The following is a 12,139-nucleotide window of genomic DNA, read 5'->3' as shown; positions in this document are numbered from 1 at the left end:
GTGTAAAAGCTCGCTCTACCGCATATTCTGCTTTTTCTCTGCCTTCGGATCGCGGCTACCCGCTGCTGCAAGTTCTGCATCCATAAGGGTTCTACCCGTAGCGGCGAGGTAAACATCATCTAAGCTAGGTCTAGCTTGGGCAATGCCAAAAATCGGTAAATTAGCTGCTTGTAGAGATTGCTGTATCGTCATCAGCGCCTCGCTTTGGGGCGTCACGACTAAATTGAGAGAATTCCCCTGAGCGCTATTGATAATTACTTCTTGGACAAAGGGTAGAGATTGCAGCAGATTTTTTGCTTTCTCTGCTTCCTCAACGGGAGAAAATTCGCGGATACGAAGGGTGATGCGATCGCCTCCCACCCGATCCTTCAACTCAGAAGGCGTCCCAGAGGCAATCACCACCCCTCGGTCGATAATCGCCACCCGGTCGGCTAAAGCATCAATTTCTTCTAAATAGTGGCTGGTCATCAGCACCGTTGTCCCGGAGGCTCGCAACTGGCGCAAGAAATCCCACACGACTACACGGCTTTCAATATCCAGTCCCACAGTTGGTTCATCCAGAACTAAGACATCTGGCTGATGCAGCAACCCAGCGGCTAAGTCGAGGCGCTTGCGTAAACCGCCAGAGTAGGTGCCAGTTTTTTTATCGGCGTATTCTTGCAATCCCAAGATGCTCAACACCGCCTCAATTCTCTGTTTCGCCACAGCACCGGGGAGGTGATACAGGGCGGATTGCAGTTGCAAGAGTTCTCGCCCCGTCAGCACCTTATCTAAGGCTACCTCCTGAGCCACATAGCCCAAGCGTTGCCGTGCCCCCCTAGGGTTATCCACAACGGAGATGCCAGAAACCTCAATTTTGCCAGCATCAGGTGCTGTCAGGGTACACAAGACCCGCAGGGTTGTCGTTTTCCCGGCACCATTCGGTCCTAATAGACCAAAAATTTCACCCGGTTCTACCTGAAAGGAAACATTTTTAACGGCCTCTACTGAGCCGTAGCGTTTCTGAAGCTTTTCGATTAAAACAGCGGGAGCCATAGATGTCCCAAATTAACAAATCTAAACACTCTTTGTTTCTATTGTATTTCAATCCCTCATCAGGATTTATACTCCTAACGTACTGGAATTCTCTACTTGAAAGGCGAAAAGTCCGTACCGTGACATCCCAGGACGAACAGCGCCAGACAAGCATACGGAGCAAGCGATCGCGCTAGCATTGGCTCAGACCCAGACCGCCGATTAATACTGCAAAGGAGAGTGAATACCTATGGTGACTGCTGCTGTTGTCCCAGCAAATTTCTCTCTAGAAGACTTTATGCGAAATCCCCCCGAAAAAATGGAGTGGGTGGATGGGGAACTTGTGGAGAAAAATGGAGTGACGCTCAAGCATAGTAAAATTCAGCTGAGACTGGGCAGTGACTGGAGAGATTACATGATCTCAAGTGGTCAAGGGGGAGAAGCTTACACAGATGTCCCTTGTCGCACCAACAAACAGGGACGGCGTCCAGATGTAGCTTATATCACTCCTGAACTGTTAGAGCAGTATGGCGAATTTGAGACTCTGCCGCAGAGTTTCCCGCTGGTTGCAGAAATCGTTTCACCCACTGATTTGGGTGAGGATATATTTCTCAAAGCACGCGAGTATTTGGATTCAGGTTGTTTGGAAGTTTGGCTGGTATTTCCTGAAAGTCGATGGATAATTGTGATTACCCAAACTCAAGCGTTGATGTTGACAACGGGTGAGGTAATCAGCACTCAAACGGTATTGCCGGGATTTAATGTAGCGGTGGATGAGTTGTTGGCTTGAGGCGCAATCCTGCTACTGTCAGGTTCAATGTATGCGATCGCGCGAATTGTTGATGGAAAGGCGATCGCTCTCAAACTTTACTCCTACAAACCCTCTTCTCGTCGGACGCGATGTTTTTCTAGCAACTCAGGAAAATGTTTAAGATCGTCAATTGACTGGGGAGCCGGATACCATTCTGTAGTAGGTTCAGCCGTCACCCTATCCATGTAAATCCGGAAGGCTTCATCGTCGTCTCGATTTTTTCGTATGTAGGTTAGTAGTTCTTTGCGACTCATTTCCTCAAAATTTGGTTTCGTCATAAAAGTTTCCAAAGTCCATTGCGATTAATCAGGATTGCTGTCTCTTCTCCAGCTAGAAAGAATACTCCTCCTGTGGGTTCATCTATGCGAACTATATAAATAGGCAAATACATCTTTGTTGCCCAATAACTCAGGATGAAGCAAGTCAATAGCTGTGCTGATGTAGGAATAATTCACACCCTTCGTTACTTTATGTTTCCTAGTTTAGCCCTGAGTGCCTCTTGAGAGTTCCTTGCTAAAACGCGATCGCTTTTAACGCAAAAAAACCCGCCTGTGCGGGTTTTGTGTAGACGCGATTTCTAATCGCCGGATCATTGCAAAATTGCGATCGCGCTGATTAATGTCTGTAGCTGTTCGCCAACAAATGCGGTGAATTGATGCGTCACTGGCAAACTATCGACGACAATGCCGGTGCAGAGCAGCATCATGTAGAGGATGGAGTATTTAAAAAGCGATCGCGCGACCTGTTTATCTCCAGGTGACTGCAACAGCTGCCATGCTTTCTTAATAAAGATACTCCCAAGGATTGAGGCAAAAATGCCATAAACGATACCAGACGCCCCCAAAGGATAAACCAGCAACAACGTCATCGGTACCATAATCAAGGTGTAAAGCCAAATTTGCCGAGTCGTGACAACTTCACCTTCAACAACTGGCAGCATCGGAATGCCGACTTTGGCGTAGTCATCTCGAATCATTAAAGCTAACGCCCAAAAATGGGGAGGCGTCCACACAAACACAATGGCAAAAAGCAGCCAAGCTGCCCAGCTTAAGGTGCCGGTAACAGCTGCCCAACCGACTAGCGCCGGAATCGCCCCTGCTGCACCGCCAATCACGATGTTTTGCGTGGTGTGGCGTTTTAGCAAGTGGGTGTAGATGCCCATGTAGAAGACAACGCCTGATATTGCTAAGAGAGCGCACAGCAGGTTGGCGAAGACACTCAGCAAGGTGAAAGAAAGACTTGCCAGGACAATTGCAAAAATTAGCGCATCGCGGGACTGCACCCGACCGGAAGGAATCGGGCGGTGGCGGGTGCGCTCCATTGCATAATCGATATCGCGATCGTAGATGCAGTTAAGGGTTTGAGCAGATGCAGCAGCGAGAGTTCCGCCTGCCATCGTCACCAATAACAACAGCGGGTCTACCTGTCCATCTGATGCCATCCACATACTCGCCGCCGTTGTGATCAGCAGCAGGGGGATAATTCGGGGCTTTGTCAGCTGGTAGTAACTTTGAATGACCTCTAGGAAGTTTTGGTGTCTGCGGGAGACATCGGTTCCAACTATCATTTCCTGCATTATTTATTTTTTTCCTAAGTTACTTAGCCTGCCGCAACGCGATCGCTCAAGGGTAAACGAGCGCAGGCTTTGTTTGTGGAGTCCCACCCTGAGGGATGCGGAGCGATGAAGAGCTATACGGAGGGGTTTGGAATGACACTAGCGCGATCGCGCAACGCTAAAACACTAAAAGCAACCAGCGATCCGAGTAAGGCGGCTCCGACTGCCTGGTGAGCCACGGTCAAGGGTTCTACTTGGAGGTGTAAACGGAAGGTCGCCACACCAAGAATCACTTGTAACATCAGTAAACCACCACCTAGATTAGCCAGACGGCGCAGCAGCGGGTGCAGTGCGGGTGTGCGCCATGCCAAAAGCACGACGGCGGCGATCGCTAAAGTTGGTGGAACAACACCCGCAATGTGGCTATTCATCACCGTACACAATTCTTGCGCCCCAAAGCACTGATGTAGCGCCCAGCGAGAACCCACTAATCCACCCAGGAGGCTTTGTAGATAGACCAAAATGGCAGCCGTTAAGCTCACCCAAGGCAATTTTCCCACCGTGCCCGTGCCTTGATAAGGCAAGAGTGCCGCGCCGATTGTCAGTAGGGTGATGAAAAACAACAGTGCTGTTCCCAGGTGAGCGGTGACAATATCAAAACGCAGCAGTTGCGTTACCGTCAGTCCCCCTAAGACGCCCTGAAATACCACTAAAAAGAGTGCGAAGGTGGACGCCCAAGGCAACCATTTCGGGAGCGATCGCTGGTGCCACCAGGAAAGAACAGCTAGCGCGATCGCCCCTAAGCCTATCGCCGCCGCGTCCAACCTGTGAAACCACTCCAGAAACACCTGAAGATTCATCTGCGAAGAAGGCACCAGTTGACCGTAGCATAAAGGCCAATCCGGGCACGCCAGCCCAGCATTCATCACTCTTGTGGCACTCCCAATCGCCATCAAAACCAGCGTAGCTACGCCCAGCCGAAACACCAAGCGACGGATCTTGTCCCTTGGGTGGGAATCCTCCAGAGTGCGAACATCCTGATGAAGGACGGATTCTGTCATAGCGTTCAAAAAGCTAATTTTTCTTAATCAAATCCAGAGTATCCGCTCAATTCCAACCTAGCATCTGCTTAGGGAAGATGACCGACTCTAGCTACCACTCTAATGATCCCGTTGCACCATCAGCCACAGCTTTATGAATTTCTTCCAATTGCCGAGATTTGGCGGAAATTGACGCGAATTCGGGCGATGAGGTGACATTGGCTTCTAAAATTTTTATATTTCTTCTAGATTAAGTAGTTAATTGTCAAAAAAATCACTGGTATAGGACTTACGCAAAGCTTATGCATATAGCGTTTTTTCGGGTTCAATCCCCCTGTGGTTGCCCTTCCTATGTGGTGATGTGCGGCGAGTCCTGTTGTATTTAGAAAAAAATCCGCTAAAATCCACAGGCAACCTTGGGCTGCTAAATCCTGAATCCCCCAAATGGCGGGAGACGCCTACCAGGCTGAATCCTGGCAGCAATTGCTTTGTCTGCTGGTAACTTTCCTGAGTAAATGGCGGCGATCCCAAAAAAATACCAAAAGATAAGTCAGATAGGCTCACCTTTATGGGATCTCTGCCTTACCGTGGTTAATGAGGCGGAACTGATTTTCTAAGATCGAACACAAAGGCAGCTTCAATTCGAGGCAGTCTAGATAGACCGAATCTGTCTTTTGCATCAGCCCACACTGTTTTATTCAGAAGTTTTGCACCAAATCCAAGACAAAGCCCGTGAAAATCCCAAGCTCGATATTAACTTTACTGGTTGGCATTGTGCTGACCCTTGTCAGCCTGTGGTACGGTCAAAACCACGGTCTTTTGCCGATAGCAGCCTCTGAGGAAGCGCCCCTAATAGACACGCTGTTTAACGCGATGATGACCATTTCCACAGGTCTGTTCCTGCTGGTTCAGGGAATAATCATCATTGCGGCGATTAGATTTCGGCGTCGTCCTGGTGATGATACGGACGGGCCACCCGTGCATGGCAACGTTCCCTTAGAAATTCTGTGGACGGCGATTCCAGCAGTGATCGTCCTGGGAATCTCGATCTACAGTTTTGAGGTTTATGGTCAGATAGGCGGACTGAATCCGATGGAGCATTCGGTTGCCCACGTTCAGAGTCATAATCATCAGCAGGTTGCCAAAATGCCAGGAGCAGCGATCGCAGCTACCTTGACAGAGGCTGAAAACGCCACAGACACTGAAAATCGCAATCAGCAGCTGCAAGAAAAAGTCCTGGAAGACCAGGCTACGGCAAAAGTTCGCAAGGAGCTTCCCCAACTGCGGGATTCATCCAACATGGGCATAACAACTTCCGGTCGCATTGGTCCCACACCTGACAAGCAAGGTCAAGACCCAGAATTTTTTGTGAATGTGACGGGTTTACAGTTTGCTTGGCTTTTTAACTACCCTGGAACCGATGTGACAGCTGGCGAATTGCATCTTCCGGTGGGACGGGAAGTGAAATTGAACATCTCGGCAAATGATGTCATACACGCTTTTTGGGTGCCTGAGTTTCGCCTCAAGCAGGATGCGATTCCAGGACGACAAACTGAGCTGCGGCTTACACCCAGCAGAATCGGTCAGTATCCGGTAATTTGTGCGGAACTCTGTGGTGCTTATCATGGAGCCATGAAGACAACGGTAATTGTTGAGACACTCGAAGATTTCCAGAAATGGCTTGCCGAACAGCAAGAAGTTGCTAGTTCGGATGCTCTAGATCGGGCGGTGGCAGTAAACCCCGCAGAACGCTCCGATGCTGAGTTTTTGGCTCCCTACGCTAGTGAAATGGGGATCGATGCCGAAACTCTACACCCTCTCCACCACCATTAATGGAAGACTGCTAATCGCTAATGGCTAATGGGAAAAAAGACAATTCTTCAATTCTTCAATTAGCAATTCTTCAATGATTTATGACACAAGTAGAGCTTCAAGAACAAGCCAATCTACCGGCTCACGGTAAACAACCGAAGGTAACGCATTGGCGAGAATACTTTAGCTTTAGTACCGACCACAAAGTGATTGGGATTCAATATCTGGTCACGACGTTTATCTTTTATTTGATCGGTGGGGTACTGGCAACAGCCGTTCGCACGGAACTGGCAACACCAGCGTCCGATTTTGTCCCCCCAGATGTTTACAACAGCTTATTTACGGTTCACGCGACGGTGATGATCTTCTTGTGGATCGTGCCTGCGGGAACCGGCGGCTTTGGTAACTACCTGGTGCCCTTGCTGATTGGGGCAAGGGATATGGCGTTTCCCAGACTGAATGCGATCGCCTTCTGGATGATCCCACCCGCTGGGTTGCTGCTGTTGAGCAGTTTCTTAGTCGGGGCACCCGGTGCGGGTTGGACTTCTTATCCCCCCTTGAGCCTTGTCAGTGGCAAACCCGGTGAAGCGATTTGGATTCTCAGCGTCCTGATCCTGGGAACCTCCTCGATTTTGGCAGCGATAAATTTTCTCGTCACCATCTGGAAGATGCGGACGCCGGGGATGGGGTGGAATCAAATGCCCTTGTTCTGCTGGGCAATGCTCGCTACCTCTGCATTGGCTCTCATCGCTACGCCAGTCTTAGCAGGGGCACTGATTCTACTATCTTTTGACCTGCTGGTGGGTACGTCCTTCTTTAACCCGACTGGCGGAGGAGATCCGGTGGTGTATCAGCACCTATTCTGGTTTTACTCTCACCCGGCGGTTTACATCATGATCCTCCCCTTTTTCGGGATGATCTCAGAAATTTTGCCGGTTCACGCCCGCAAGCCGATTTTTGGTTATAAGGCGATCGCTTATTCCAGTCTGGCGATCAGCTTTTTGGGGCTAATCGTCTGGGCGCACCATATGTTTACCAGCGGCACCCCTGCCTGGTTGCGGATGTTTTTCATGATCACCACAATGGTGATTGCTGTCCCTACCGGGATCAAAGTTTTTAGCTGGTTGGCAACCATTTGGGGTGGCAAACTGCGCCTAAACAGCGCCATGCTGTTCGCAATGGGCTTTATCTCCATGTTTGTCATCGGCGGCATCAGTGGCGTCATGGTGGCAGCCGTGCCCTTCGATATCCACGTTCACGACACCTACTTTGTAGTGGCTCACCTGCACTACGTCCTCTTTGGCGGCAGTGTATTCGGCATTTATGCCGGATTTTATCACTGGTTCCCCAAGATGACGGGGCGGATGCTGAACGAAACTTGGGGCAAAATTCACTTTGTCTTGATGTTGATTGGCTTCAATATGGCCTTCCTGCCGATGCACAAGCTAGGTCTAGAAGGCATGAACCGGCGGATTGCTGAGTATGACCCGAAATTTACTACGCTCAACTTAATTTGCACTATTGGGGCATACATACTCGCCGTGTCCACCATTCCTTTTATTGTCAATGCCTGCTGGAGTTGGATTGCGGGTCCCAAGGCACCTGACAACCCTTGGCAAGGACTGACCCTAGAGTGGATGACGACCTCGCCCCCGCCACCGGAAAACTTTGAGAAAGACCCAGTGTTAGCCACAGGACCTTATGACTATGGCATGGGCGATCGCCGGACTCAAGTCGAGGTGCCCCTTGACGAGCCTCGAAATCCAGTCTTGGCTGCTGGCCCTGACTCGGTTCTACGTGCCGATCCCGATCCCGCAGTGGCGGCGCATCCAGATGACCGCCAAGGAGAAAGTCACAATCGGTAATCGGGAAAAAGGTAATCGGGCAAAAACGACTACCCATTACCTATTCCCCACTACCCATTACCTATCCAATTTCTAGAGGAGATTCATGCAAGGTTCAACCATTGACCCAGCGAAGACTGCCCTCAATTATCACCACAACTCAGAAGCAACCGTGGAAGCCCACGGCGTAGAACATCATGATTTCCGCATCCAGGGGCTGATTGTGTTTCTGATTGCGGAAGGCATGATCTTTGTAGGCTTATTTACCGCCTATCTAGCCTTTCGCGCCGTGGCACCGAGTTGGCCCCCGGAAGGAACGCCAAAGTTAGAGCTATTACTGCCCGGAATCAACACAATTATTCTGATTTCCAGCAGTTTCGTCATCCACAATGCGGATACTGCCATCAAAAAGAACGATGTGGCAGGCTTAAGGACTTGGTTTGCCGCAACTGCCCTGATGGGAGCGATTTTCCTAGGGGGTCAGATTTACGAGTATACCCATTTAGAATTTGGCCTCAGCACTAACTTGTTTGCCAGCACGTTCTATGTTCTAACTGGTTTCCACGGTCTCCACGTTCTTTTGGGGCTGGGGGCGATGATTGCCGTTTTGTGGCGCAGTTTCAAACCAGGTCACTACAGCAGCGAACACCACTTTGGCGTCGAAGCCGCAGAGATTTATTGGCACTTCGTCGATATTGTGTGGATTGTTCTGTTCACCATCCTCTATCTGATTTGAATCTTTGTTTTTGCTTTTTTTGACCAAACTTGCCCCCAATTGGGGGCTTTTTTATGAGGAAAAGTTACTCTACTGATTGGAGGAGGGAAGGAGTCTTAAAATTTTAGATTTGAGGTTTGGGATTTTGGGTTGAAAATCTTAGACAGGAAGCGACTTTCCCGATTGGAAATCATGCAACTGTTCCGCAAATGGGTGTGAATCGATGGACGCAGATGAACTACTGAGGAAATATGTAGAGGGCGAAAGAGATTTTTGTCTAGCCGACCTAAGTGGAGCTGACTTGAGTGGGGTAAATCTAAGTCAGGCGGATTTCAGTGGAGCCAACTTAAAGAAAGCTACCTTGAGTCGAGCGATTCTGAGCCGATGCACCCTAGCTGCAACCCACATGGAGGAAGCCGACCTGTGTGAGGCAGACTTGCGTAGAGCCGACTTGAGTGGAGCTGAAATGCTTGGAACCTTCTTAATTGCAGCCAACCTGAGTTTATCCGACTTGATTGGCACCGATTTGACGAGAGCCAATTTGAGTTTATCCGACTTGATTGGAGCTAACTTGATTGGAGCTGATTTGAGCGAAGCTAACTTGAGTTTAGCCGACCTGCGCGGAGCTGACCTGAGTGGAGCTGACCTGAGTGGAGCTAATCTGAGCGCATCACATCTCTATGAAGCTGACTTAAGGGAGGCCAACTTGGTGGGGACTAACTTCCGTAGAGCGCTCTACAGCGAACAAACTAAGTTTCCCGAAGAGTTTGACCCAAAACTGGCAGGAGCGTTGTTGATTGCCCCGAATGTATTGCTGGCAGGGATAGACCTGAGTAGAGCGAACCTTCCTGGGGTTAATCTGCGTGGAGCTAACTTGAGCGGTACTAACTTGAGCAAGGCAGATATGGTTTGGATAGATTTGAGTGGAGCCAACTTGAGTGGAGCCAATCTCAGCCAAGCCAATTTGAGTGGAGCCAACTTGAGTGGAGCCAATCTCAGCCAAGCCAATTTGAGTGGAGCCATCATGCCCGATGGCAGCATTCACGACTAGGTGAGGTCAAATAGTTAGAGGCTAGAGGGGACTTGTGGGGAGAATCTCTGAAAGGGGTTATGCTGTTAGCGATCGCTCAATTGTTTCTCAAACTTGGCATAAGCTTGATTAATCGCCTGCATTTGAGCTTTTGCATGGGTAGAAGGATTAACATCAGGGTGATACTGCCTTCCCAATCGTCGGTAAGCACGCTTAACATCGTCAGCATCAGCGTTCCTTACCACGCCCAAAACTTCCCACCATTCCCCAGATGGCACGGCGTCAAGTATGGATTCACTCGCGCCACATTTTTGCCAAATTTTCAGCGTGTTCCTCTCACCGCCACTCACCAGCGTCTGTCCATCGAAACTGAAGGCAACGGGATGACACCCAGACAGAGTATCCAGCAGTTCTCCAGCGCTTAGGTTCCAAAGTTTGATGGTGCCGTCTCGGCTGCCACTGGCGAGCGTTTTGCCATCGGGGTTGATAGCGATAGAAACAACCGCAGATGAGTGTCCTGTAAGAGTGCCAAGCAATTCTCCAGTCTGGAAATTCCACAACTTAATTGTCGCGTCTCCACTCCCACTCGCTAGAGTCTTTCCATCCGGGCTGAAGGCGACAGAAGTAACCCAGCCTGAATGTCCTATAAGGATGCGGGGCTGTTGTCCACCGCTCAAATTCCAAAGCCTGATAGTTTTATCAGCACTTCCACTGCCAAGAGTTTGGCTATCAGGACTAATAACAACAGACAAAACCGCGTCAGAATGTCCATTAAGCGTGCTTCTTAGTTTTCCTGTATAGGCACCCCAAAGCCTAATCGTTTTATCAGCGCTTCCACTAGCAATAATTTTTCCATTAGGGCTGAAGGCAACCGAGTAAACAAAGCCCGAATGACTGTAAGAAGAGTTTGAATAAAAGAAGGTGTGGAGAAATTCTTTTTTACGCAAATTCCAGGCGGTAATTTTTTGGTCAAAACTGCCACTGGCAATCGTCTGACCATCTGGGCTAATTGCCACTGAAGAAACTTCCTGTCCTTGCCCAAGGAAGTTGAAAATCCGGTTTCCAGTCTTCAGGTTCCACAGTGTAACGGTTCTATCATCACTCCCACTAGCAATCGTCTGACCATCGGAGGTGATGGCAATAGAATTGACTGAGGCTGAGTGTCCTTTGAGGGTATGTACGCATTTCCAAGCTTGAGGTATCTGAGGCTCAATTGCCATCGATTCTGCTGCCATCTTAGGCTTAGCAAATTCCGGTTGAGGTAACGGTGTTTGATGGGTGGAAGTTTTAGGAGTTACAGATGACTTGAAACTTGAGTTAGATGTAGAGACTGGAGATGAAACGTTTTTAAAGGGTGCAGAATAATTCAGATTAAAAACAGTTTTAGTCGGTATTTTTACTTTTAGCGCCTTCAACTCGTCCTCAATTTCCAAAGCAGCAAATTTTTTCTCTAAAACATCACCCGATAACTTGTTATCTAGCGCTGTCAATTCTAGCTCTAGAAGAGCATTAGTATAAGCTTCTTGCCATAATACTTTTTCTTCCATCCGCTCGAAAGCTTGATATGCACTTTCCCCACTTCCAGATTCGTCAATCAGCTTTAATAAACCATAAACGCCCAGTCCAAAAACCGCACCTGTTGCTGCAAAGGAACCCATCCCAATTCCAACGGCTGTTCCCTTGAAAGCTAATCCCATGCCGCCAAAAACAGAGGAAAAACCTGCGCCGCCTACTGCACCAATTCCCATCGAACCTAAAGCGAAAGCATCTCCTTCTCCTATCGCTTTGAATGCTCCATAAGCAGCAACACCAGCAACCGCGCCCGCTGCTGTAACGGGTGCCATGCCAATTCCAACTGCTCCGAATCCTCCGACTAAGCCCATCCCACCAACTGCTGCGGAAACTCCAGCACCCGCCGCCGCGCCTCCGGTAACAAAGGCAGCACCTGAGATAACATCATCTTGTTTATGGGTTTGAGACATAGCTTTTTTCTGGGATAATTTTGGATTTGGAAGTTTCTTTATATACCTACCACAAGCAATTCTAGGCTTAAATTGTATTGGCTCTTCAGTATCTGTTATGCTAGATCAACAATTAAAATGCCAATTTAATAAGCATCTAATCCGGAAGTTTTCCAAGTTTCTAAATCCATAACCCGAGCGTTTAATTAGCTTGAGTTTGTTATTTATATCCTCAACAGTACCACTAGTTGTCCTATTATCAAAGTAAGCAATAATTTCATCAAACCAACGAATAATAGTATTGTGGCTATTTGGAAAATATTTTTTAGCTCTCGATAACCATATACCTAGTTTCAA

12 protein-coding genes are annotated in these 12,139 nt (G+C 48.7%); 5 read left to right on the top strand and 7 right to left on the bottom strand.

Translation table 11 applies throughout. The features are described from left to right. Positions 1-15: 15 nt before the first annotated feature. Positions 16-1,035: an ABC transporter ATP-binding protein gene (locus AC2VDX_RS23555; RefSeq protein ID WP_378172064.1), complete on the bottom strand. Its 1,020-nt coding sequence runs from the start codon at positions 1,033-1,035 to the stop codon at positions 16-18. Between the two features lie 229 nt (positions 1,036-1,264). Here AC2VDX_RS23555 and AC2VDX_RS23550 point away from each other — a divergent pair, with 229 nt between their 5' ends. Continuing rightward, the gene (locus AC2VDX_RS23550; protein WP_378172066.1) at positions 1,265-1,804 is read left to right on the top strand and encodes a Uma2 family endonuclease; all 540 of its coding nucleotides are present in this window, start codon (positions 1,265-1,267) and stop codon (positions 1,802-1,804) included. 83 nt (positions 1,805-1,887) lie between these two features. On the opposite strand, the gene AC2VDX_RS23545 is transcribed toward AC2VDX_RS23550, so the two are convergent. The 4 genes from AC2VDX_RS23545 to AC2VDX_RS23530 all read right to left on the bottom strand — a co-directional run bounded on the left by AC2VDX_RS23545 (position 1,888) and on the right by AC2VDX_RS23530 (position 4,441). After that, positions 1,888-2,103 (bottom strand): DUF6887 family protein, encoded by a 216-nt coding sequence (locus tag AC2VDX_RS23545; RefSeq protein WP_378172069.1) that lies wholly within the window; start codon positions 2,101-2,103, stop codon positions 1,888-1,890. Continuing rightward, positions 2,100-2,273: a DUF6888 family protein gene (locus AC2VDX_RS23540; RefSeq protein WP_486928251.1), complete on the bottom strand. Its 174-nt coding sequence runs from the start codon at positions 2,271-2,273 to the stop codon at positions 2,100-2,102. The genes AC2VDX_RS23545 and AC2VDX_RS23540 overlap by 4 nt, the downstream gene beginning before the upstream one ends. 141 nt (positions 2,274-2,414) lie before the next feature. Beyond that, on the bottom strand, positions 2,415-3,392 hold the full coding sequence (locus tag AC2VDX_RS23535; RefSeq protein WP_378172110.1) for a heme o synthase: 978 nt from the start codon (positions 3,390-3,392) through the stop codon (positions 2,415-2,417). 122 nt (positions 3,393-3,514) lie between these two features. Further along, positions 3,515-4,441: a COX15/CtaA family protein gene (locus AC2VDX_RS23530; protein ID WP_378172072.1), complete on the bottom strand. Its 927-nt coding sequence runs from the start codon at positions 4,439-4,441 to the stop codon at positions 3,515-3,517. Positions 4,442-5,152: 711 nt separating this feature from the next. Here AC2VDX_RS23530 and AC2VDX_RS23525 point away from each other — a divergent pair. From AC2VDX_RS23525 to AC2VDX_RS23510, 4 genes are all read left to right on the top strand, one after another. Further along, positions 5,153-6,253 carry a cytochrome c oxidase subunit II gene (locus AC2VDX_RS23525; RefSeq protein ID WP_378172074.1) on the top strand — a complete coding sequence of 367 codons (1,101 nt, stop codon included), beginning with the start codon at positions 5,153-5,155 and terminating at the stop codon, positions 6,251-6,253. Positions 6,254-6,333: 80 nt separating this feature from the next. Continuing rightward, on the top strand, positions 6,334-8,097 hold the full coding sequence (gene ctaD / locus AC2VDX_RS23520) for a cytochrome c oxidase subunit I (protein ID WP_378172077.1): 1,764 nt from the start codon (positions 6,334-6,336) through the stop codon (positions 8,095-8,097). 85 nt (positions 8,098-8,182) lie between these two features. Further along, on the top strand, positions 8,183-8,812 hold the full coding sequence (locus AC2VDX_RS23515; protein ID WP_378172080.1) for a cytochrome c oxidase subunit 3: 630 nt from the start codon (positions 8,183-8,185) through the stop codon (positions 8,810-8,812). A gap of 202 nt (positions 8,813-9,014) precedes the next feature. Further along, a complete protein-coding gene (locus AC2VDX_RS23510; protein WP_378172083.1) occupies positions 9,015-9,842 on the top strand; it encodes a pentapeptide repeat-containing protein in 828 nt (275 codons plus the stop codon). A 65-nt stretch (positions 9,843-9,907) separates the two neighbouring features. Here AC2VDX_RS23510 and AC2VDX_RS23505 read toward each other — a convergent pair whose 3' ends face one another. Beyond that, complete coding sequence (locus AC2VDX_RS23505) at positions 9,908-11,803, bottom strand: WD40 domain-containing protein (protein WP_378172086.1); 1,896 nt, start codon at positions 11,801-11,803, stop codon at positions 9,908-9,910. Positions 11,804-11,908: 105 nt separating this feature from the next. Then, positions 11,909-12,139 (bottom strand): transposase (locus AC2VDX_RS23500; protein ID WP_378172089.1); only part of this gene is annotated, 231 nt, incomplete at its 5' end.

This window comes from Coleofasciculus sp. H7-1 (genome assembly GCF_057473865.1).
This window is presented reverse-complemented; position numbering and strand designations above follow the sequence as displayed.